The sequence below is a fragment of the Streptomyces sp. NPDC054883 genome (genome assembly GCF_053610645.1).
Window position 1 is genome coordinate 94,146 of the sequence record NZ_JBSGYT010000014.1, and the last position, 22,092, is coordinate 116,237.

General features: G+C 66.9%; 25 protein-coding genes. 1 reads left to right on the forward strand and 24 read right to left on the reverse strand.

Annotation, left to right across the window (positions count from 1 at the left end; all coding sequences use genetic code 11):
• Positions 1 to 103 precede the first annotated feature (103 nt).
• A complete protein-coding gene (locus ACWGH1_RS13520; protein WP_453351437.1) occupies positions 104 to 652 on the forward strand; it encodes a hypothetical protein in 549 nt (182 codons plus the stop codon).
• Here the strand turns inward: ACWGH1_RS13520 and ACWGH1_RS13525 are convergent, their stop codons facing one another.
• From ACWGH1_RS13525 to ACWGH1_RS13640, 24 genes are all read right to left on the reverse strand, one after another.
• The gene (locus ACWGH1_RS13525; protein WP_453351436.1) at positions 653 to 1,303 is read right to left on the reverse strand and encodes a hypothetical protein; all 651 of its coding nucleotides are present in this window, start codon (positions 1,301 to 1,303) and stop codon (positions 653 to 655) included.
• On the reverse strand, positions 1,304 to 1,531 hold the full coding sequence (locus tag ACWGH1_RS13530; protein WP_453351435.1) for a hypothetical protein: 228 nt from the start codon (positions 1,529 to 1,531) through the stop codon (positions 1,304 to 1,306).
• On the reverse strand, positions 1,531 to 2,181 hold the full coding sequence (locus tag ACWGH1_RS13535; protein WP_453351434.1) for a hypothetical protein: 651 nt from the start codon (positions 2,179 to 2,181) through the stop codon (positions 1,531 to 1,533). Before ACWGH1_RS13535 ends, ACWGH1_RS13530 begins: the two co-directional genes overlap by 1 nt.
• A gap of 6 nt (positions 2,182 to 2,187) precedes the next feature.
• Positions 2,188 to 4,383: a hypothetical protein gene (locus tag ACWGH1_RS13540; protein WP_453351433.1), complete on the reverse strand. Its 2,196-nt coding sequence runs from the start codon at positions 4,381 to 4,383 to the stop codon at positions 2,188 to 2,190.
• A complete protein-coding gene (locus tag ACWGH1_RS13545; protein ID WP_453351432.1) occupies positions 4,380 to 4,745 on the reverse strand; it encodes a hypothetical protein in 366 nt (121 codons plus the stop codon). The genes ACWGH1_RS13540 and ACWGH1_RS13545 overlap by 4 nt, the downstream gene beginning before the upstream one ends.
• Before the next feature lie 35 nt (positions 4,746 to 4,780).
• Positions 4,781 to 5,308 (reverse strand): hypothetical protein, encoded by a 528-nt coding sequence (locus ACWGH1_RS13550; protein ID WP_453351431.1) that lies wholly within the window; start codon positions 5,306 to 5,308, stop codon positions 4,781 to 4,783.
• 14 nt (positions 5,309 to 5,322) lie between these two features.
• Positions 5,323 to 5,832, reverse strand: a complete 510-nt coding sequence (locus ACWGH1_RS13555; RefSeq protein WP_453351430.1) for a hypothetical protein — start codon at positions 5,830 to 5,832, stop codon at positions 5,323 to 5,325.
• A gap of 129 nt (positions 5,833 to 5,961) precedes the next feature.
• Complete coding sequence (locus tag ACWGH1_RS13560; RefSeq protein WP_453353173.1) at positions 5,962 to 7,491, reverse strand: hypothetical protein; 1,530 nt, start codon at positions 7,489 to 7,491, stop codon at positions 5,962 to 5,964.
• Between the two features lie 69 nt (positions 7,492 to 7,560).
• Complete coding sequence (locus ACWGH1_RS13565; RefSeq protein WP_453353174.1) at positions 7,561 to 8,196, reverse strand: hypothetical protein; 636 nt, start codon at positions 8,194 to 8,196, stop codon at positions 7,561 to 7,563.
• 9 nt (positions 8,197 to 8,205) lie between these two features.
• Positions 8,206 to 8,934 carry a hypothetical protein gene (locus ACWGH1_RS13570; protein WP_453353175.1) on the reverse strand — a complete coding sequence of 243 codons (729 nt, stop codon included), beginning with the start codon at positions 8,932 to 8,934 and terminating at the stop codon, positions 8,206 to 8,208.
• A 10-nt stretch (positions 8,935 to 8,944) separates the two neighbouring features.
• On the reverse strand, positions 8,945 to 9,667 hold the full coding sequence (thyX, locus tag ACWGH1_RS13575; RefSeq protein WP_453353176.1) for an FAD-dependent thymidylate synthase: 723 nt from the start codon (positions 9,665 to 9,667) through the stop codon (positions 8,945 to 8,947).
• Positions 9,668 to 9,674: 7 nt separating this feature from the next.
• A complete protein-coding gene (locus ACWGH1_RS13580; protein ID WP_453353177.1) occupies positions 9,675 to 10,340 on the reverse strand; it encodes a hypothetical protein in 666 nt (221 codons plus the stop codon).
• Positions 10,340 to 11,263 carry a hypothetical protein gene (locus ACWGH1_RS13585; protein WP_453353178.1) on the reverse strand — a complete coding sequence of 308 codons (924 nt, stop codon included), beginning with the start codon at positions 11,261 to 11,263 and terminating at the stop codon, positions 10,340 to 10,342. The genes ACWGH1_RS13580 and ACWGH1_RS13585 overlap by 1 nt, the downstream gene beginning before the upstream one ends.
• Before the next feature lie 8 nt (positions 11,264 to 11,271).
• Positions 11,272 to 12,141: a hypothetical protein gene (locus ACWGH1_RS13590; protein ID WP_453353179.1), complete on the reverse strand. Its 870-nt coding sequence runs from the start codon at positions 12,139 to 12,141 to the stop codon at positions 11,272 to 11,274.
• Positions 12,141 to 12,803, reverse strand: a complete 663-nt coding sequence (locus ACWGH1_RS13595; RefSeq protein WP_453353180.1) for a hypothetical protein — start codon at positions 12,801 to 12,803, stop codon at positions 12,141 to 12,143. Before ACWGH1_RS13595 ends, ACWGH1_RS13590 begins: the two co-directional genes overlap by 1 nt.
• Positions 12,804 to 12,913: 110 nt before the next feature.
• On the reverse strand, positions 12,914 to 13,921 hold the full coding sequence (locus tag ACWGH1_RS13600; RefSeq protein WP_453353181.1) for a hypothetical protein: 1,008 nt from the start codon (positions 13,919 to 13,921) through the stop codon (positions 12,914 to 12,916).
• A 44-nt stretch (positions 13,922 to 13,965) separates the two neighbouring features.
• Positions 13,966 to 14,271 carry a hypothetical protein gene (locus ACWGH1_RS13605; RefSeq protein ID WP_453353182.1) on the reverse strand — a complete coding sequence of 102 codons (306 nt, stop codon included), beginning with the start codon at positions 14,269 to 14,271 and terminating at the stop codon, positions 13,966 to 13,968.
• Between the two features lie 5 nt (positions 14,272 to 14,276).
• A complete protein-coding gene (locus ACWGH1_RS13610; RefSeq protein WP_453353183.1) occupies positions 14,277 to 14,651 on the reverse strand; it encodes a hypothetical protein in 375 nt (124 codons plus the stop codon).
• Between the two features lie 356 nt (positions 14,652 to 15,007).
• Complete coding sequence (locus tag ACWGH1_RS13615; protein WP_453353184.1) at positions 15,008 to 15,556, reverse strand: hypothetical protein; 549 nt, start codon at positions 15,554 to 15,556, stop codon at positions 15,008 to 15,010.
• A gap of 49 nt (positions 15,557 to 15,605) precedes the next feature.
• Positions 15,606 to 16,637, reverse strand: coding sequence for a hypothetical protein (locus tag ACWGH1_RS13620; RefSeq protein WP_453353185.1), 1,032 nt, complete (start codon positions 16,635 to 16,637; stop codon positions 15,606 to 15,608).
• 79 nt (positions 16,638 to 16,716) lie between these two features.
• A complete protein-coding gene (locus tag ACWGH1_RS13625; RefSeq protein WP_453408675.1) occupies positions 16,717 to 17,715 on the reverse strand; it encodes an HK97-fold major capsid protein in 999 nt (332 codons plus the stop codon).
• A gap of 34 nt (positions 17,716 to 17,749) precedes the next feature.
• Entirely contained in the window at positions 17,750 to 18,250 is a 501-nt protein-coding gene (locus tag ACWGH1_RS13630; RefSeq protein ID WP_453353187.1) for a hypothetical protein, read from the reverse strand.
• A 169-nt stretch (positions 18,251 to 18,419) separates the two neighbouring features.
• Positions 18,420 to 19,271 (reverse strand): hypothetical protein, encoded by an 852-nt coding sequence (locus ACWGH1_RS13635; RefSeq protein WP_453351580.1) that lies wholly within the window; start codon positions 19,269 to 19,271, stop codon positions 18,420 to 18,422.
• A gap of 62 nt (positions 19,272 to 19,333) precedes the next feature.
• A complete protein-coding gene (locus tag ACWGH1_RS13640; RefSeq protein ID WP_453351581.1) occupies positions 19,334 to 21,820 on the reverse strand; it encodes a DUF7178 family protein in 2,487 nt (828 codons plus the stop codon).
• Between the last annotated feature and the right edge of the window lie 272 nt (positions 21,821 to 22,092).

Here is a 22,092-nt window from a genome sequence, read left to right on the forward strand (position 1 = left end):
CGATCACCTCCGCCCCTTGGTGGTCAACAACCACCTTTGGACACGGAATCCCCCGAGAATCACGCCATACTGGTCACCTCACGCCCGCCAAGGAGAGACCTGCATGAGCATTCGCCTCACCATGCCCTTCTCAACATCACCACACCGTCACCTCGGATCCGCCCTCCTCACCGGCCTGACCCTTTTCATGGCCACAGTCCCGTGGCTGCTGCCCCCGAAGGGGCTGCTGACCGATACCGTGATGTGGGCCAGCTTGACCGGCTTCTTCCTGCTCACACTGCTCACCCGCGCACACGAACGCGGCTCTTTGTGCTCGACATGCATCGACACGATGCCGCTGGCCGCACAGGAAGAGGCTGATCGGCGCAGGATGTGGCTGTGGGTGTGCCACAAGGAAGCCTCGATCGGGGCCGTTGCTCTGCGCTGGCTGCTGCTTGCTGCCGTAGCCATCGCCTTCATGATCGGCGTGTCTGCGCGTAACCCTCTCGTGCAAGCGGTGATCTCGACGTTGCTGATCTGCGATGCGGGGTACACCTGGGCGCGCCAGGTACACAGCCGGTTCGCTCCGTGGTGCCCGTGGTGCCGAAATGGGGGGCCGGGCGACGGCAAGGCGGCCGACCAGCCGACTCCAGCCGCACCGCAGAGCGCGTAGTCAGTTCCCGTAGTCGTACCGCTCGGACGGCAGGGTGCCCTCGTTGAAGCGCGGCGGCGGCACCTCCTGCCCCGAATCGCTGCCGCCTCCCCCGCCGCTGATGACGGTGGTGTAGGACCCCGAGGGCACGGCGTCACCACCCAACTGGGTTCCCGCTGGCCAGAAGTACTTCATGTCCGGCTCCGTGGCGTCCACGAACTTGCTCGTGTCCCAGCCCTCGGTGTCCTGCGGCTCCCGCGTCGTCTCGAAGGTGATCGTCGGAGTCCACAGCATGGCGCCTACGGCGTCCCCCCACTCGAACCCGGTCAGGGGGACGCCTTGGCGGTCGAATTTTCGCGATGGCAGCAGTACGCGCATGTCGGGGAATCCCGTCCCGCCGGGCAGGCCCGGGTCCATGACGTGGTCGGCGTAGCCCTGCATCCAGTCCGTGAATGACTTCCGTTCGTTGTAGCCCTTGAGGAGAACCCGCAGGTAGAAGCGGGAGGGGGCAAGCCGGTGCGGGTAGTAGGCCCGGCTGTTACGGGCCATGGACTCATCGGCGACCATCGTGATGCTGTGCCCGACCGTGTCGACGCGGACCCTGAAAACCTGGGTCGCGCCCCGCAGCGGGTAGGAGAGGGTGCAGTTCAGCCCTCGACGCTGCTCGGCCACCTACAGCTCCTCTTCATCGCGGACCGGGATCGTCTCGTGGCGGTTCCGTGTCGGGTCGTAGGGGGCGAACGTGGGGCGTGACAGGCGCTCGTGGTCGCCTGCGGAGAGATCAGGGAAAAGCCCGTCGAGTGTCATGACGAAACCCCCCATGGGCACGAGGCCCTCCACTCCGGGCGGCAGCGGTTGCGGCATCGACACCGGCACATCGGAACCCCACTGGTCGGCCATCAGTTCTCCCTCTGTCCCGCGTCGCTACCGGTGGTCGAGTCGGCGAGCCCGCCGTTGTACTCGCTCTGACGCCAGCCGATACCCTCACTGATGCGGGCGATGTACGAGGCGATGGCGCGTTCCTGGGCGGCGTCGATCGCGCTGCCCGACGATCCGGCAGTGACAAGGCTGTCGCTGCCCGCACGCACAATGAACAGCGTCAGCCGGTACCCGTGGCTGAACTTCCCGGTGCGGTGCTCGATGCTGGCCTGCCCGTCGATGTCCTCGACCGACTTCAAGTACACCTGCCAGCGCCAGTCCCGGGCGGGGTAGTTGAAGACGGCCGGAGAGTGCATCTTCCCGGGCGTGCTGGAGTCTCGCGACTGGTGCTTCATGATGGCGCGGCAGTTCGCGATGAAGCTTTCGTGCAGACGCCACGAGACACCCATGTGGTCCTCGATGCCGTCCCGGGACGGTCCCGCCGTGCGGTTCTCACCGAGGTAGCCGGTTACCGTCATGTCCCGCAGCGTCGCACCGGTGATCTGGACGACGCGGCCCCCGACGGTGTGAGTGACAGATGTGTGGATGTCGAAGCCCCAGTCGATGCTGCTGGGATCGATACGGAACGTGAGCTGGGGGCCCCCGGCGAACCCGAGGGAAGCAAGAGCCACGGCCGCCTACTCCTGGTAGCTGGGGTTGGAGGCGAAAGGACTCAACGGGGGGTTCGCGGTCGCGGAGGACCCGCTGACCCCCGTGGAGTCCAGAACGGTGAGCAGTCGACGCGCCTCGGCGCTGAGACTGATCTCCAAGCGCTGCTCGCCGCTCTTGTCCTTCTTCGAATGCGCCTTCTCCCACTGGCTGTACGACTCCCCGGCCTTCTCATCGGCCTGGGCCTCCGAGGAGAAGTCGCGCAGCGCGTCGACCTTGTCCTTGCCGAGGATCTCGGCGACCGACTTGCCTGCCTGGTCGCCCTCGACGACGACCGCCTTGCCGGAGGCGAGTTCGTTGCGGTGCCGTTTGATCGCGTCGGCCAGCGAGACGACCTTTTTGCCGTCCTTCGTGGTGATAGCGACCTTGGACTTGTCGTCCCCGTGGATCTTGTTCAGAAGGGCGTAGACGACCGGGTCTTCCTGCCCGCCGTTTTTCTTGTGCCAGTCCTGGTACGCGTTGTAGGCGTCGGAGTTGTCACCGCCGATGCCGAGGAATCCGCCTGTCTTCTCCTTGTCCAAGTCGCCACCGAGGGGGATCTTCCCGGCATCCGGGCCGCGTTCGTTCATGGGCGCGCGCATCAGTTCCCCGGTCTTGGTGCGAACGCCGTTCTTGGCGCTCGCGGTCTTCTCCTTCTCCTTGTCCTGCGCGCTCATGGATCCGGCCGTGGCGGCGGCACCCTTGCCGTTGTACTGCTGGACGATCCAGGTAGCGGCCTTCACCGGGTCCTGGGCCAGACCACCAATGCCCGAGATTCGACCGATGACCTGGGCGAGCGCCGGACTGTCGTTGGGGTAGAAGCGCCTGATCAGCTCCTCGCCGATCTGAGTGGCCACCTGCTCGGAGACATTGCCGCCCGCCTTGGCGACCTCGTCCTTGATCCACGCCTCGACTCCGGCCTTGAGCACTCCCTGGATCGCGGCGTTGTCGAGCTTTTGGTCTGCCATGCCCTTGGCCGTCGGGCCCGACGTGAGGTAGTCGGAGACGCTCATTCCCGCCATGGACGACGCCATGTAGGCGTGCTCGATAGACATGCGGCCGGAGACGTCCACGTCCTGGAAGGAGCGGCCGTAGGACGCCTTGGTCTTGGCTTCCAGTTCGGCGACCCCTACCGCAGAGGACCCGTACCCACCCTTGATCGCCTGGTCCAGGAGCTGGGTCATCTCGGCGCGGGCGAGCTGTGAGTTGACGCCCGCCTTGCCCGCGCTGTCACTGACTTCCTTGAGGGCCGAGCTGAGGTCTTTGAAGCTGGTCAACGCCGACTTGCTCGCGACCTGCAGCTCCTGGAGGCTCTCGTCTACCGTCGCGCCATACGCCGTTTTGCCGTGGTAGACGAAATTCAGGGCGTCCTGGCGGCCGGGGCCGCCTTCGACCTTGCTGTTGTAGCCGAGCTTGGTCACACCCTTGAACGCCTTGCGCGCCTCGTCGCTGGAGAGAACACCGAAGGTGCTCCAACGATAGGCCTCCTCCGACATGCGCTCGCCGAAGCCATCGAAGTTCGAACCGCCTTCGATGGACTGGTAGTAGGCGTTCTTGTCCCGCTGCGAGCGGATTTCCGCCGGTATCTGGGTAGCTGCAGACAGGGCCGCGCCAGCAACCGCACCCCATGGTCCGCCGACCCGCATGCCGAGCATCGGCAGGCTTGACCTCGCCCACGAGCCGATACCCGTGGACGCATTCCATCCCCCGCCGCCGGAATGCGTCGGGGCGACGACCGGGCCCGGGTAGATGCCTGGCACAGGCCCGTTGTACGGATGCGGGCCATACGGCTGCGCCCCCCACATGTACGGGTTGGGGAATCCCATGACCGGCATGGTCGGCATGTGAGGCTGGGCCGGAGGAGTCGGCCCAGGCTGGTTCCCGGGCGCCGGGGCCGGGCTCTGCTGCGCGGGGGCAGGCCCCGGATTGCGCAGCGGCTGGTTGAGAATGACCTGCGACAGAAAGTTCGCCGCCGTCTGGTTCAGCCACTGCGACGTCGGAGCACCCGGCGCAGGAAGCTGCACGCCCAACAGCGATGCCGGGTTGAAAATCTGCTGCCGTGCCTGGCGCAGGCTCTGCGCAGAGCTGGACGGCAGGTTGGCCTGCATCTGCTGCTGGTGCAGCATCGCCTGCAGCTGCATGATGAGCGGACGCAGGGCGGCTGCCATCTGCTGCTCGTTGCTCACTGCCACTCCCGATCAAAGTCCACGTCCGGCACGTCGGGCCGCACAGGCTCTCCCCCGATGGGGGCGCTATCGCCGACCCTGACGCGCGTACCGTCCAGCGCCTCTTGGAGCCGCGCCCACTCATCGACGGACCCGTCCTGCCAGTCGACCGCCGAGTAGTCGAAGTCCCGGCCCTCGTCGTCGGCAGGATCCACGTCCTCGGGCTCCAGCCGGTCGGAGAAGACCTCGGCCGGGTCCGCCCCCGCTGACACCAGCGCCAACCGCAACTGCTCCGTCCTGGCCTCGCCCGACGCCCACCCGTCCGCCAGGATCAGCAGCTCCAGACCGAACTGCTGCACCACCGACACGTGACGTCCGCTCAACAGGCCACGCCGCTCGGCGATGCGCAAGTGGCGCTCTACCCAGGGGTCGAGTCCGTCGGGCCGAAGGCTTTTCCCATGGCGGCCACCGTCTGCGCCGCCTTGTCCTCCAAGGCCAGATACCTCTGGAAGACCTCGCTGATCGTGTACTGATACCAATTGCTCTTCACGTACCCGAACCGCCGGTGTGCCCACTCGGCGAGCTTGCCGTCCTCGCCGATCGGAGTGGGAAGTTCCTCACCGTCGACCGAGACCGTCGCCATGGCCGAGACAGCGGTCGCATACGCCAGCTGCTCTCCTCCGGCCATCCCCTCGTACTGCTTGGTGACTTGGGCGACGGCCAGCTGCTCATCGACACCGAGGGTGCGGATGATGAACTCATGGCCCAGCCACGAGAACCGCTCGGTGAGAGCCCCGATGTAGAGCAGGCCCGTGAAGCTCTCGGTGTGACGCTGGTCGAACGCGGGCAGTTCGCTGCCGTCCTCTGCCACGAGAGTCGGTTCCTGGGGTGCGGGCTTGCGGCCCGGCCGGGAGGCGGGGTCGTAGGTGCCGTAGGCGTCGCTCATGCTTGCTCCCCTGGTCAGCGCAGTCGGGTGGTGTGGGTGTAGGCGCAGACCACGGGCTTGGCGACGTCCAGGCCACCGACGGTGAGCGTGTCCCCGTCCGCAATTTCAACGATCGTGACATTGTGGTAGATCTTGCCGCGCCACTTCGAAGGATTCGATTCGGTGCCAGGCGGCTTAATGATCGTTTGCGCCGTCACATAGTTGGCGGTCTGAGCCAACCGATCGAAGATCTCGACGATGTTGCTGGTCCCGGCAAGACCCGCCATGTGCTCCCAATGCGCCTGGTCCCACAGCTCCTGAATCGTCAGCTGCAGCGTCCCGCCCGCGAGCACACGCGACGTCGCGATCTCCGTGGGCGTCCGGCTCCCCATGGGGTGAATGAAGCTGTACGCCTGCCCCTTGTCAGACCAGGCCCGCTGCCCGGAGTCCTCGACACTGATCAAATACGCGATCGGCTTCCCGGCGTACACGAACGTGCTGTAGCCGGAGCCGGTAACGCGAGCCTTTCCCGCAGGCATGCTCACCACCCCATCCATAGGTCTCACCCCCTACGGCCCTACGGGCAGCCATGGACAGCAGCGAACCCCGGGGCCCTCACCCCGGGGTTCGCTCGGAAGTACGGCAGGCGGCCCGTCAGCGCCGCCGTACATGGATCAGGGGGCGGCCTGCGGGTCGTCCGCCGTCGTATCGCCCGTGTTCAGATCGACCGCGAACCGGATGACGATGTAGTTCATCGGGATGGCGGGCTTGTAGGAGAACGTGGCCTCGATGATGCTCGGATCGGCGCTGAGCTGACGCACCTGCACGTTCGCGTAGGAGACGATGACACCGTCTCCCACTGCCTGTTCGAGGATGCCGACCAAGGCCGACTTGACCGTCATGGTCATCTCCGGCGAGACCGGCTCACCGATGAGACCCGATCCCTCCATGCCGGTCTGCACCATCTGCAGCAGCGTGTCCCCGATGCGCGTCAGCGAGATCTCTTGCGTGAGGATCGACTGCATCTGGGTCGACAGGCCATGGCGCACCACCAGCTGGTTGGCATGGTTGATCTCCGCCACACAGACGCCCGCCTTGCTGAGGCCGTTCTTGTACGTACGCGTCATCTGCTGCGCGACCGGTGCCGGGAGGCCCGTGAAGCTGGTCAGGGCCAGACGACTCAGCCCCCGCGCGACCGTGTTACGAGCCAGACGGCCCGCCATCGCCGCCGCCAGGTAGAAGCCGTCGATCTCGGTCGAGGCGTTCACGGCAGAATTGAACGTGAGAATCCGGTTCGGGTAGGCCAGTACCAGGCGCTTGCTGCCCTGCTGGATCGCCAGTTGGTCATGGCCGATCGTGTTGTCGTACGTCCTCGCCACTCCGGCGAATGCGATCCGTCCGAAGCCGTCGCTGGCAGCGGTCTCGCAGTGGTTCTTGACGTCTGCCAGCAGGTTGGCCACGTTGGTGCCCGTGTGCGCGTCATAGGCACCGTCGACCAGCAGTGGGACGATCAGCTGGGCACGGTAGTCCACCTCGATCTTCCGGTACGCGGCGGCCAACTGCGCCCGGTAGTCCCCGGCGGCCGGGTTGGTCGGTACGGCCAGGACGCTCGCTGCCCCGTTCTCCAGCGCGATCTTCGACGCCAGCGTCAGGGGGGAGGCTACTTGCGAACCGGTGGGGTCACTCGGGGCGACGGCCACGAGCGCCGCACCGTAGGCCGTGACGATCTGGTCGTAGTCCTCGTACAGGGTCGGCTCGTAGTACGAGGCGGAAGTGAAAGCGTAGGTGACACGGACCTGGTCGCCGTCCTTGAGACCGTTGGGGCTCGGCTTCGTCAGGTCACCCGCGTCCGCCGACAGCCGCCGGAACTTGGTGATCGCAGTCGACGCGCCGCCGCTGCCCGCCACGACCTCCCAGGTGTAGTCGACGCTGAACACCATCAGGACGCCCGCCAGGGTCCGCACGACCGGCGCGGCGATGGCGGGTGGCCCGACTACGGCGGACGCGTACACACCGCGCTGACCCAGTGCGGTCGGGGTGCCCGAGAAGGCCGTCAGCACCTCCGTCGTGGTCTCATACCCGAGGGCCGGGCCCACGATCGTCACCGTGGAGGTCGACACCGAGCGCGGGGTGACGACCGGGGTCGAGGCGTCGCTGACGTACACGCCCGGCGGCGTGTACGTCGCGGAGGAGATATCGGGCATGCCACCCACCAGTTCGTCGTCTGCTGTCACCCTCTACGGGCCGCTGATCGAGGCGGGACAGCAACGACCTCAGTGCCAATCCCCGAAGCCCTCCCCCCTCGCCCCGTCGTCGAGGCTGAGATCGGCCGTCGGCACCACCTGGATCTTTGACAGAGGCACGATGGTTCCGGTCTCGGGGTCCGGCACGAAGTCGCCGATCATGTCGATGTGCAGGGTGCGTTCGTAGATGACCTCGTCGGTGCCCCAGGGCGTTCCCGGCTCGGCCGACTCCCCCGTGGACTCGATCTCATCCGTTCGCAACGTCAAGTCGATCAAGTCGTTGGCCTCCAGGTACCGGCGGAACCGGCCCCGCAGACTGTCGTACCCCGACCAGGCGATCGTCGCCACCAGCTCGTCATAGACGCGGTCCCGCTCCACAGAGGAAAGGGCGACGATGACGAACTCCCAGGAGCCCTCGAACCGCCAGCGGGTGTACGGGGCGATGCGGGCGCCGGAGACCGGGTGGGCATCCTCGACGTGCGCGACGCCTGATTGCCGCAGCGGCGCCGTGTCGTTGTAGCGAACCCAGACCTCAGGCAGCTGCACGGCTTTGACCGGGTACTCCAGACTGCAGTGCAAACCCCGGAACTCCGTCACGGGGTACTCGTCATCGAACGCGGCATGAACAGCCTCGATCGCCAGCGTCTTGACCCGGGTGAGATACACAATCCGCTCCTATTGGAAACCCTCGCCATACAAGCGCACGTAGTTGCGCCACCCCTTGTCGGCCACGTAGGCCCGCTCGGCCACCAGCCCCGCCTTCTGGGCGGCCGAGGTGAGCGACGTGTTCAAGAACGAGCGGGGCTTGATGCCCGGGTGCCGCCACCGGACGCCGACGTTGCCGGGGGCGATGGCTCCCGGCTTCCGGCCGGGAGTCGTCCAGGGCTGGGCGGCCTCGCGGCGGGAGATCCGGCCGGGGGCGCCTGGGTAGGAGGCGGGCTTGTCCGAGACCAGCACCCGTAGGCCCGTTTTCGGGTCCCGGCGGTAGACCCTCTTGCGCTCCCCGATCCGGGCTGCCCGCCGGAAGATCAACACCTGCACCTTGCCGCTCTCGGTCACCCGGACCTTCGCCTTCGGGTTGTCGCGGCGCTCCTGGCCCGTTGGGTCGTCGATCCACATCGGGATGGTCTTCCCGGCAAGCGACCTCATGGTGAACGGCTGCGTGCCGTGGTCCTGGTACCAGACCACCTGGCTCTCCCACTGAATACCGAAGTACCCCTTGCCGTAGATCGGCTGGAGGCCGCGCGCGGCACGCCCCGACATTTTCGGCATCCGGCGGCGGGCCATTCGTACGGCATCCCGCGCCGCCGCCTGGGCCCGCTTCGGCGGCAGCCCCTTCTCGATCATGATCATGCGGTCCGGGTGGGCAACCAGGTGAACCTCGGGGACCTCGACCTGCGGCACGGAGGACCTCCTACGGGGCGACGCGGCCGTTGGCGTTGAACGCCGCGTACGTGACAGGCATCAGCTGCGCCCAGAGCGCTTCCATCTGCTCGCCGACCATCTCGATCTCACGCTGCGGGAAAGAGGGGACGACAGCGTCTCCGTGTGTGGTCCGCAGGCCGAGGAAGTGCATGAGAGACCGCGCGTTGCAGGTGGCATACATCGAGCTGTACGTCCCCATCGGCAGAACCGTCCGGGCGACCTCCCGCGCGATCCCTGCCGCGAGCATCTCCTGGTACCTCTCCCACGCCTCGTCGCATGCATGCCAGATGTGCCCCTCGGCCGCCTGATGCTGCTCCTTGGTCCCCTCGACGAACTCGTACTTTCCCGGTCGTCCGTGCTGCACCAGCTTGCGGTCCGGCCCCGGCAGGTAGAAGACGGGCTTCAACTCGCGGTAGCGGCCGGACTCCTCGTTGTACGACCAGCCGACGCGGTGGCGCATGAACTCGCGGAACACGAAGATCGGCGCGCTGATGAAGAAGGTCATGGAGTTGTGCTCGAAGGGGCTGCCGTGCCGGTCGCGCATCAGGTAGTTGATCAGGCCAGCCGAGGGGTCCGCGTCGAGTTCCCAGCTGTGCAGAGACCTGTCGCCGATCGTGGAGACCCGCGCGGCGGCCACCACGTTGGGGTCGGACGCGGTGTGCTTGACCAATTCGACGGTGACGTCGGAGCGCAGGGTGATTGGGCTGGACATGTGGTGGTCAGTCCCTTTCGTAGAGCGGGATAAGCGGAGCCCTGATGACCTCGACGTCGGCGAAGGACGGAGGGGTCGGGCCGGAGCGGGACAAGATGGTGATCAAGCTGTTCGTGGCGGGAGGGATGGTGTAGGCGACGGAGTCCGGGTCTTCCACGGCTGCCCGGGTGAGGTTGTAGGCGGTGGCGACCTCACGCTGGTACGGGGTCCCGAAGCCGGTCCTGAGCGTGGTCCGCTGGGGGACGCGAAGCTGGAGCCGCTCGCCCGTGGCGCGCATCGCGTAGTCACCGGAGTGGACCCGGAAATCCGACGTCGTCTCCAGGTGCACCTCCTGCGGCGCCACGGTGCCCCGCGCGGTGAACGACTGGGAGTCATCCGAGTCCGTGAAGACGGCCGGGCGCACGATGAGGGCCCGATAGCCGCCCTCGAAGCGGGTCCCGAAGCAGGCCGGGCACTTGTTGCGCGACGCCTGCCCGTACGCCTGCGAGACACGGTCGCTCGCGCACACGGGGCACAGCCCGACCAGGCCCGCATCGTGGTCGCGAGCTGTCCACAGCAGGCAGAAAAGGGCGTACTCGCCGAGGTAGTGCAGCGCCTGGTCGTGCCGCAACCGCTCTTGGTCGACCGCCCAGTCCTGCCGGGCGCGGACGTACTGCCCTCGCACCGTACTCATCAGCCCACCCCGTACCACTGGCTGCCCCAGCCGCCCGAGATGGTCGTGCTGGTCTGGCTGGCCAGGTTGAGGGACGGTGGCAGGGACGTCTGACCGGTGAGGATCGACGAGAAGCGCAGGTTCGGGGCCGTGAGCTTGCTGTTGGCGGTGATGCCCGCGCCGGTGCTCTTCAAGGTGAGTGAGTTCTGCGTCCAGGTGCCGTTGAGCAGCAGGGCGATGAAGTAGTAGCCGGGGTCGGCCACAAAGGGGGCGACCATGGCGAACGGCTTCGACACCGGATTCGACAGCAGCAGCGAGGAGATGTCGGCCGACGTGGCTTTCAGACTGCCGCTGGAGTCGTAGACGCCCACGTAGTTGTTCGCGAGGGTGGCAGCCGCGTCGACCCCGGCCACGCCCATCCAGATCTCGGACCAAGTGATCTGCTTACGGATCGGGATTTTGACGAGCGTGATGCGGCCCGCGACACCGGCCGAGGTCTGCGCGGTGACCGTACCGGCCTGGCCCGGGTCGCCCGTCCAGGCCTGCAGTCCGTGTTCCTCGGGCGTGTAGCGGTGACTCAGGTGGACGTGTCCGGCATCAGCGACACGGCCCGTCGATCCGGCCGAAGGAGTCGCCGCCGGGGCAAGCACGTCGGCCAGAGTTCCCGCCGACGCGGTAGCCGCTGCCGATAGGCCCAAATTGGTTCTGGCGCTCGGCTTGCTGCCGAGGTCCGACAGATTGCTGGCCGCCAGCAGCGCACCGGGGCTTCCGTCGGCGCCGTCGACCGTGTGCACGGACGAAGAGAACAGCGCAGCCGGAGCAGTCGCGCTCAACGTGGCGTACTGGGCGTCGGTGAGGACTACGACGTCCCCGCCCGAGCAAAGACGACCGTTGGGGAGCGCTACGCCGAGCAGGCCCGGCTTGATGGTGATCGTGTACGACATGGCGCTCCTCAGTACATTCGGGTCATCCAATTGGGGCGGGCGGCCTGCGACAGCGGCAGCCGCGTGGGCCCCCACCGCCCGTAGGCGCCACCGGAGACCAGGACCCGAGCCCTTCCAAGGCCCATGTTGGCGATCTTGAAATGCTCCAGCTGCTGCTTGAGAACCGGCTCCTCGACCCCCAGGACGTCCTCCCAGCGGTCCTTGTAGTCCCGCCGATCCAACCGAGAGACCCCAGACCCCGACTGCACCTCCGGCTGCTCCACATAGCTGCGCACCAGGTGCCGCAGGCACTCCACGTACAGCGCCGACTCCAGCAGAGAACCCCACTTCGCAACGGGGAAGCTGGCACCGCCGTCGCCATCGATCGTGTACGTCTGAAACGGCTGGGCCACCGTGTTCAGGCGGCCGACAGCGATCCGCAGCAACTGGGCGAGCCGGTTCCTGCCGAAGTTGGACTGGATGTACGTCTGCAGGTGCGGGCCCTCAGTGGCGTAGTCGAACAGGTCGGAGAACCGGGTCCAGGTCTGCTCGATGATCCCCTTCATCTCCCCGGTCAGGACGTCGTACTCAGGCGCCGCCTTGCCGACCTCCAGCCAGACCCGCCACTCCTCCTCCAGGCCGCCCACGTTGTACGCCCACACCAGCACGTACGGACCCGGAGTGGCCGTCTCCCGACTGGAGAGACGCACCGTGTACTCCCCGACCATCGGATGGTCTGCCGCGCGGGAGAAGACCTCCGGCAGGGAGGGCGTGTCGTGAAGCAGCGTGACGGTGACAGCCCCATCGGCGTCACCGGGAAGCCCTTCGCGCATCACGCGAAGCCCGAACTCGGCGGCCCCGTACCGGGAGACGTACGCGCGGTCGGTGTACTCGTCCATCACGTGTCCTGGTCGTTGACGAGCATGGCGACACCACGGACGCCGACCATGGTCATGGACCCGGTCGACGTGGTGAAGGACGGCGTGGTGAACATGTGGAGGCCGAAGCTGTGGCTGCCGACGCCGACATTCCTGATGCCCATCGCGGGCACCATGTAGTTGCGGGACCAACCGCCACCCGAGGAGTGCACCTGCTCCACGCGGATGAACGCCGAGGCGCCGCCACCGACCGAGCAGTCGCCACCGTCCACCTGCGGCCGGAAATGGGCGTTCATCGTGTAGATCGACTGGCACTGAATCTCGGTGTCCAGCCAGACCAGCATCGAAGCGGGCCGGTTAACCGTGACCTGGCCGATCTTGTAGTAGATGTGGGTGTCAAGCCCCATCGCCACATTCGGGAAGACGGCGCCCGTCCACACCGGCGGCGTCTGCAACAGCTCCCGCCATGACGTGCCGGTCCACACCAGCTCACGGCGAGTGTCGCTCTCGAAGATCCGCATGCCCGACTGGTTCGGCCCCCACGAGGGCCGAGACGCCGAGGTGCACAGATACGGAGCGGGGTAGCCGTCCAGGCGGCTGTTGTTGTCGTTGAAGTCCTGCCTGAGAAAGGGATCGCTCTGATCCCAGGTCTTCAACCCGAGTCGTGGTGTTGTACCGGACATGCGGCCCTCTCCTCCGTGTCGCCTTCACCCCTTCGGGCGGAAGACAGCACGGGGACAGCAAGACGCCCCCTCCACAGGAGGGGGCGTCGCCAGGCAAGTCGCGGCAGAAACTACGCCACCGTGTAGGCGTTGGAAGCCGGGGAAGTCGCCGACTGCAGCACCCCGATCGCCTGCACGGTGAACGTGACGGACGCGGCGACCGTCAGACCCGCGACGTTCGCCGTGGTGACATTGCCCGCCACGGTGGCAGTCTGACCCGAGGACGCCTTCACCTGGTAGTTCGCAGGGGCCGGAGTGGACGCCGCCCATGTGACCGTTGCCGTACCGGCGGTGCCCTGCGCCGCCACCGTCGGCTTGCCCGGCGCGGTCGGCGCCCCATAGGTACCCCGCTTGATCGTCCCGTCCTGGTTGTAGATCGGGTTGACCGCGTTGTGCGACGGGATCGAACCGGGCCGGATGAGGTCCTCGTTGCCTGGGCTCACAGAGGACGCCGAGAAGGGGCCGTACGGGCCACTGCCGTTCCTGTTGCCCGCCCGCACCCGGTACTTCTGCGCCAGTCCCCCAGTCACGTTGTCGACCCGCACGCTGGTCTGCCCACGACCCGCATAGGTGTGACCACCGGAGTCTCCCTCGACCACGTACTGGAGGACCGGCGCGTTCGGCGACGGATCTGCGACGGCCGCCCACGAGACCGTCACATACCGGTCCCCCGAGACCACAGTCGGCGCAGACGGCGCCACCGGAACCGCCGTCGAACCCACCGGTGTCGCCCCGATACTGCCGGATTCCAGCGTCCCCGTCATGGACAGAACCGGATTCGGTACCGCCCCGGCGGTGCCGTTCCCGACCGGGCTGTCAGTCAGCGTCGTGTCCTTGGGCACGGCGGGCACAGGCCCCGGCGGCGCCTTGTACGCCGGGTACTTGTCCACCACCGTCGATACCAGGGTGTCCACGGTGGTGGCCATCGCGGTCGAGACCGGCGCCCACCCCTGAGCGCTGACACGACCCGCCTCGGTGGTGTCGGGCTGCGCGACCGGCACCGGCGCGGGCACCGCACGCCCCTTCGTCCCGATGGAACCATCGGTCTCATACGTACTGGTCTGGTCGCTCGCGGCCATCGCAGCCCTCCTCCTCAGCTCTCAGCAGGCCTGCAGGCCTGCTCCTACTTGGTCGAACCCCGCCTACGTGACGCAGCCTTACGGGGCGCAGGCTCCGCCTCCTGCTCGGGCGCCGGGTCCTGCTCCGCCTCCGCCTCCGCCTCCGCCTGCTGCTCGGGCGCCGCGTCGTCGAGCAGCTCCTCCAGCGGAATGGAGACCGCGTCCGCACCTGCGATAGAGAAGACGACCTGCTCGTCCTCGCGGAACGCGTGCGAGACAGCGGTCAGCTCTGCATACGGGCTGCCACCGATGCCCGTGGTATCGAGGGTGCCGGTCATCATCAGCATCTCCTCATGAGTACGGTCGGTCACGTCTGTCACACCTTCGCCAGCGGCTCGATGATCACGGGGACCTCGACCGTCCTGGCCTTGTAGTCGTTGTTCTCGTCGAAGATCACGTTCTGGGCGGTCAGCGGCGCCGGAGGCTGCGTCGTACGGCCAGCCGACGTCACGCTGAGCAGGTGCGTCAGCTCCGGGTCGTCCTCGATGCCCTCCACACTCAGCACACCCCGCTTGACGGCCTTGATGAAGGCCGTCTGCATGGCGGTGTCCCGGGAGACGTAGATGACGTCCCCACCGTCCGCGTCGCCCTGGGGCTCGAAACGGAGATAGGACTTCGGGCGGTCGCTGTCCGGGGTGACCACGACGACACCGTTCGAGGGATTGAGGACCTTGAGCTGCTGCACGGGCATGAGAGCCTCCAGGATCGTGACGACGGCACTTCCGTCACCTCTTGGGTAGCGCGCACCACCCTGGACAGCACTCGACCCCCAGAGAAGGGGGACTCTGGGGGTCGGGCGGGCGGCCGGAGAACGGAGCCGCACGAGGGCCCACCACAAACCCTCACCCACTACGGGCGTCCAGGCGGCCCAGGACAGCATGACGGGCAACGATCTTTTCCTGGGGGTAACTTCCCCCGGACCGCTGCCAATCGGAGCGCGAATGTGTCAGAGTGAGAACTTGTCACCCGCCGAGATGACCACCGAAAGTGCGCCATCCAAGCGGCCCCCTGCTCCCCCAGGACCAGGGGGCCGCCGGGCACTGCGAATCACGCAGGACGCCTCCGGCTGGTGAGCGTCCTCAGCTCAAGCCCGGCCGCAACAACCCACTTCGTCACAGTACTCACATCGGCCCCCACCTGACGGCCAATCGCCCCACGCGACAACTGCCCTGCCTGGTACAACTCCAAGGCCAGCAGCCTCTTACCCTCCTGAGCCTCATTCCGCGCAACCTGCCGCTCGCGCTGCTCCCGCTTCCGACGGTCAGAGACGCCCGAGCCACCACGCACCGGCTTCGGCAGATCCCTCACCCAGTAGGCGACCGTACCGGGCGACCTACGCATCTCCCGGGCGATCGCGTGCGTGGAAACCCCCTCGGCCCGCATCCGGCGCGCACACTCGATCTCCCACGGCTCAGCCATCCGCCGCTGCACAGGACCACGCTCCACGTCACGCACCCACTCGGCCACCGCCAAGGACGACCGCTCCAGCCGCACCGATATCGCCTGAACACCATGCCCACGACTGAACAACCGGCGCGCCAACTCGAACTCCTCAGGCGAGAAGTCATCAAGCGCGCGAGTCTGCATCCTGGACATGGCGGTACCTCTTCTAGGTGTGGCGGTCACCCTGGCGGAAACGCCATTCTCACCCGCTGAACCCCAACAACGCCAGCAGCTCCTCCCGCGAAGCCAACAGACCGAGCAAGTGCTCTCCGGTAAGCACAACGAGGGGCACGTCCGACTGCGCGCGGAAGGCGGCCCAGCGCTGTTCGTCCTCGGAGTCCTGGAACCCCTTGGTCTCCACAGCCACCTTGCCGCCGTGGCAGGTGATCAGGAAGTCCGGCGCGTACCAGCCACCCTCACGCCACTCCACACCCTGCTCGCGGTCATACCTCTTGATCGAAAGCTTGAGGACGCCACAAAGGCCCCAGAGCAGGGCCTCGTACGCGGAGTCCAGCACTATGGCATCGTCGACCACGATGTGCTTCTTGGTCTTGGTGTGACGGGCTGCGCAACGGTTCGAGCAGTACTTGGTGTACGGGCTGTACTTCTTGAGGCGGGTTACTTCCTTGCCGCAGCCCAGGCAGGCGAACGTCAGGTAGTTCTCCGGGTCCTTCTCGCGGTAGCTGCCGTACTCCTTCCGGCACTCCTGGCTGCAGTACTTCACGCTGTGACGGACTTCGTAGGGGATCGGCGTGCCGCAGCTGCAACGCTTGGGAGCATTCACGTAGACAGCTTTCTGTTGCTCTGACTTCCTCGCCGCGTCCGCTCCCCTGGCACAGCGCCGGTCGCAGTGCATCTGGGCCCTCGTCGTGGGGACAAAGCTGTTCTGGCAGAAGTGGCACTGCTTCATCGCCGGAGGAGCAGCCTTGGCCGGAGGAGCAGTCTTGGACTCCGCCTTTACCGGGGGCAGGTGTTCCTTGCGGGGGCCAGTTCCCTTTCCTCGACGGTTGGCGCTCACCTTGGCGTTGATCGCGGCCTGCTGTTCTGGGGTGCGTCCCTCGTTGGGATTGCGCGGGCGAGACACGATGGCCACGCCTTCACTCTGCAGCCAGCGGGACAGCGTCTGCTGGCTCTTGCCTGTGATCGTTCGAATCTCGCCGAGGGACATCTCCTCCTCGACGTACAGCTTTTTGACCTGCTGGATGAGCTGGTCTTTTTGCGATGGCCTACCCATGCGAAAACCCTCCCCCTCTGTCTGCTGAAAGCATATCAGAAGGGAAGGGTTTCCCTGAGTCGACCTAGTTACGTCTTGATCAACTCTTAACGATCTTGGCTAGCCCGCGCGGATTAAGGATCAGCATGCTCAACATTTCGTCGAACACCCATCCCTTCCAGAAGGACTCGACGCGGTGGTTCTCCTCGACGTCCAGGCTGTAGAGCACCGGCATGACGCCCAGGAACTGGGGGTCCGGGGTCAGGAAGGTCTGGCCCTGGGGGATGACGATGGATCGCTGCATCTGGAACTCGCCGAACGAGGTGATCGTCTCGCCCGCGACGACCCTGTCCTTGAACGCCCAGCCGGTCTGGTTGATGTCCCACCGGTACATGTCCCGGTAGTCCATGGGGTTGATGAGGATTCGCGAGGACTGCAGTTCGTGCATGTCCGTCATGGACACGGCGGAGTACAGGGAGCCGGGGGTGAGGTAGCCGGACGCCTCGGTGATGACGTGGTTGGGGGTGACCGTGTGGTCGGAGCGGCCGGTGTAGTCGGAGATCGCGGCCTGGAGGATGGTGACGAGGCGGGAGTCCTCCTGCTTGAGGATGGCCTGCTTGGTCTCGTCCTGCGCCTGTTCGACGGCGTTGATGCGCAGGTAGAGGAGGTCTTCCTTGCGGATCGCGGGTCGGGAGGCGATGCGGAAGAACCGGACCTGGATGCGCTTGCCTTCGAAGGGCGTGATGCGGACTTCGCCTTCGGTGCCGGACATCATGTACGCCTGGCCGAGGTCGTCCCAGACGTCGTATTCGACGGGGGTGCCGGGGGTGCAGGGGTCCTCGACCAGGACGTTGCGGGTGATGCCCTGGTAGCGGAGCTTGAGCTGGATGGGGCCGATCATGCCGACGCCGAGGCGCTTGATGCCGGTGGACTGGTCGGACATGACGGTCTGGAGGCGCTGCTGCTTGGCCTCGGTCGTCAGGGGGCTGTTGCCCTTGGCCTCGCGGCGGGCGAGGATGTCGGCGACGTAGTCGTCGCTCTTCTTGGCGGTCACGCCGACGCCGCCCTTGTGGGTAGACGTCATGAGCCCTGCGGTCATGGTGAGTTGTGTCCTCTCGCTGGATTTTGGGCGCTTAGCGCAGGCCGCCGATGGTGATCTTGGAAGGGCTGTTGACCTTGAGCAGTCGCGCCACCGGCTGCGAGGACGCGCCGGAGGTTCCGGCGGGGACGAGCTTGCCCCGGGAGGCGCCCGTGGTCTGTGCGTGGATGAGGACCTCCGCACCGGTGCCGGGGTCGGTCCAGGTGAGGGTGTCGTCGAACGCGGGCGCGAGGACCTCGAACTCGGCGTCGGCGCCCAGGACCCAGACGGAGGTCCCGTTCATGCCCACGTCCAAGAGCGGGTCGAAGCCGTCACCGCCGATGTAGTCGCCGCAGAAGCCGTAGGGGATGCCGGTGCCGTTGATGAGGGTGACCAGCTCACCCGTGGTGCGCATGAGGACCATGCCCGGGTAGATCTGGACGCTGCGGTCCCAGGCGGGGTCGAGGAAGACCGACTTGGGGGTGGCCTGGGTCCAGGCGTACGTGGGCCGGAAGGTCCGCTTGATGTGAGCGTTGGCTGCGCGAACGCGGATCATGTGTGACCCCTTCTGCATGTCTCGGCTTGGCTGCCGGGACCGGCAGGCCGTCTTCACCCCCTATGCCTGGCCAAAGGGGGTGAGACAGGAAGCTGGTGAGGAATTTTCTGGCGGGGATATGCCGAAGGGGCCCGGCGGTAGACGCCGGGCCCCTTGGATGGGTCGTGGATCAGGTCAGGAAGATGTCGCTGTCGTCGATGTCACCGGCCGACCCGGTCATGCTCGGCGCCGATGCCAGAGACGGTGCGACGCGGGGGCGGGCGCTGGCGATGCGGGGGTTGCCCGTCCCGGGAGCCGGGGTGCGGCTCGTGAGCTTGGTGAGCACTGCGATCTCGTGCCGGATCAGTTCGTCGCTGATCGCGGGGTCGGCTTCGAGGTTCGCGGCGATGGTCAGGTCATTGCCGCGTTCGACCCCGGCCTCGATCCGCAGCCGCGCCAGGTGCATGCAGGCGTACGCCCGGTTCGCGGTCGGGGCGGGCTTGCCGCTCTGCGACATCTCTCCAGCGGAGGGCGGGCCGCTATTGGACTGGTTGTCGCTGATCGTCCACGGGAACGCGACGTCGGGGACCATCGGGTTGCCGACGCGGACGTCCGATTCGATGCGGGTCTGCTCGCCGCCGACCTCGCCGGTGTTGGTGCCGGAAACCGGCGCGGTGACGTCCTGCAGGTTGCCGTACGGCTCTGCCGGGAGCGTGCCGCCGGGCTGCAGCGCGGTGTCGGTGGCGGCGGCCGGGACTCCGTTGGTGGAGTTCCCGGTCTGGCCGGGCGAGCGGACATCGTCGTTCGTCTCGGGCGTCGCGGCCTGCTCGGTGGTCTCGCTGGGGCCCTGCTCGCCCGGGTCGGGGATGGGCTGCGCCGGGTTGGCGATGTCGGCCGCCTTCGCGATGCCGTCGACCTCGGCCGACACGCCAGCCAGCCGGGCGATGAGCTGGATCTGCTCGGCCTGGACAGCGAGCTGCTTGCGCTGGTCATCGATGACGGTCTGCTGGGCCTGGACGGCCGCCATGAGCGTACGGCTCATACTCGGGACTCCTTCAAAGCCAGTCTTGCTCACGACGGATGCCGTGGGCGTGGTGCACCCCTTTATCCGCGAAAGCCGCCGGGGACAGCAGGCGGCGGGACAGAAGCTTCGCCCTGCGCTTCTCCAGGTGTGAGGAGCTGGGCCTTCTGGCAGTTGGGGCAGACGTCACCCGCCACGATGCCGTCGTCGGCAGCCATCGGGTTGCCCATGTTCTGCGTCCGGGGCGGTGTGGCGTCGGCGCTGAACCCGCAGCTCGGGCACAGCAGGTCCCCGATGCCATCCCCGGGCTGACCCATCATCGGCTGGTCCTGGGTGCCGACCTGGTCTTGCAGGGCCGCGTCCGGGCCCTCTGGGTCATCAGGCCGGTCAGGCATGTCCGGTCCCTGCGTGAAGGGCTGCCCGGTGTGATCCTGAGCCCTGTAAGGGAGGTCTCGCGGAGCGGCCTGTCCACCCACCTCGGGGTCGATCTGGTCGTCCTGAACGTTGGTGTTGCCGTCGGGGTCGATCTCGTCCGGCTGGATCATTCCGTCGCCGTCGCGGTCGGAGACGGCGGGCCCGTGCTGGGTGCCGTCCAGGGCCTGGTCGCCGTACGGAGAGTCGGGCAGAGAACCGTCCTCGTCGAGCGCACTCGGGTCGGCCATCTGCGCTTGCGGGTCCTCGGCGCCGGGCATCGCCGAGGCACCGTCCACCCTCTGCAGTTCCCCGTTGTCGTCGACCAGCGTGGGATCGACGACCTGCTTGCGGAGGTCGAGGCGCTTGGCCATGTCAAGATCGGGGTCTCGGAACTGGGCCGGGGGCGAAATGAATCCGCAGATCTGGCAGGCGTCACCGTCGTAGGTGTCGGAGTCGCCGCAGACCGGGCAGTTCTCCTCGCGCAGGGTGTCGACGTCCGCAGGCGCTTTCATTTCCCCGTACGCGATGCGCGCGATCGTGCCGTCGGGCAGGATCGCGTCGGCTGACACAAGGCGCGCCACGTGGCTGTTGTCGTCTGCCTGGAGCTGCGGCGTGTGTTCGGCCGCCAGGTCTTTCCACTGGGAGCGCTGGTTGCGCATGACGGTGGCGCGGCCCTTGCCGCCTGGGGACGTCTTGTCCTCTTCGGAGTTCAAGCGCTGCCGGGTCAGCCAGGTGACGGCCTGCACCTCGTGCGGCGGCACGTGGCGCCCCTCGCGGTCGGAGATGACGGCGGCTGCGGTGCGGTAGTGCTCGGCGGCGTGCTCGTAGTAGTGCCGGTTGCCGGAGGGAAAGCCCTTCGCGTCGTCCGCGTTCAGGCGGCGACCGGCCGCCACCGACAGGGCGTGGCGGTCGATGACGACCCGCTTTGACGGCTCGCCGTGCTCGTCCATACCGCCGTGCTCGATGAGGTGGGCAAAATCCTGAGTCTTGGGACCTTTCAGGACCTTCTGGTGGTCCTCGCCGTCCATGATTTTCTGGGCGGCGCTGGCGTGGCTGCCCATGACCATGAGCCCCTCGCCCCTGCCGACTGCATGCCCCTGCACGAACGACCGGGCGGCGTTGTGCTGGTTGGCCCACCAGTTCTGCTGCGGCGAATACGCCGACAGCACACCCGCGCCCTTATGCGCCGCCTCGGCGTCATCCGTGATCGCGGGATGCAGTTTCGCGATGGCCCTGGCGACGTGGTGGGCGTCCGGGTACCAGCGGGCGCCCTGCTTCTTTTCCTCGTCGGTCGCCTGGTTCCAGTGCGAGAGGACGTGTTCGTGGCTGAGTCCTGTCTCCTTGAACCACGGGTGGTCGCCTGGGTTCTCGTACTGCGGCCTGGCCGCCTCAACTGCAAGAGGCGTAGCGGCGGCATCCTGGCGCCGGGCGAAGAGGTGCCCCTGCTGCCACGTCTCCTGGGACTGGGCAGGAGCCACGTGCGTCTTGCTGGCAGCCTTGCCAAGACCTCGCGCGTCCACGCCGAGGAAGTGCGCGGTCGGGTCTGCCGGAGGTTCCACCAGGAGGCTGTTCTCGAAGAAGCTGAGGCCGTAGCAGGTTTCGCGGACCAGCTCGCCCACTCGCTTGCCGCTCGCGGTCTGGCGGAAGAGGCGCTGCCCCTTGAGACGGGGTATGTGGGAGCAGTACTCGGCGGGGGTGGTGGCGACGTTTCCGCAGGCGGAGCAGACCGACCGCTCGACGTCGCAGCCCATGGAGGTCCGGTCGACGTGGCCGTCGAGGATTGCTTTGGCCAGCCGGGGGAAGCGGACGGCGTCGACCTCCATCAGGACCTCGGCCCACGTGTCCGGCGTGCCGTCCGGATTGCGGTCCTTGTGGAGTGCTGCGTCGATGATGACGCCGCGTGCCCTGCGGTGGTCGCCGTTGACGTGGTTTACGAAGACTGGTTTGCCCACGAAGCTTCGGTAAGCCGCCGCGATCTCCTCGGCGGGGAACTCGTCGTGGTTGTCATTGGTGCGGCTGGAGATGGCTCGCGATCGTACGTAGAGGTATCCCGGGCGCGGCTCGTACTCGAAGACGGCGCGGTGGGCCGCTTTGGTGACGCGCTGTTGCTCGCCGAGCGACGCGGCGATGATCTGGGCCGTGGCGAACTTGAGCACGGGGGTGTCCTCCTGCGCGGGCGGTGAGCGCGTTGGTGCGCTTCACCCGTTCAGGCAGCTGGGAGGCTGTTGAACAGCAAGTCGGGCGGTGCCCGGCGGGCCGTTCGTGGACTAGACCTGTGAAGGGCTCGTGGAGAACGGTGCATAAGGGGGTGTGGAGTGGAGGATTGGGGGCAAGGATGTTGGGCATGGGGCGAACATTCCAACCCGGAATGCGGCCACTCACTTGGCGACAAATAGACTGAGCGGCGAAATCCAGCTAACGTGCAGGC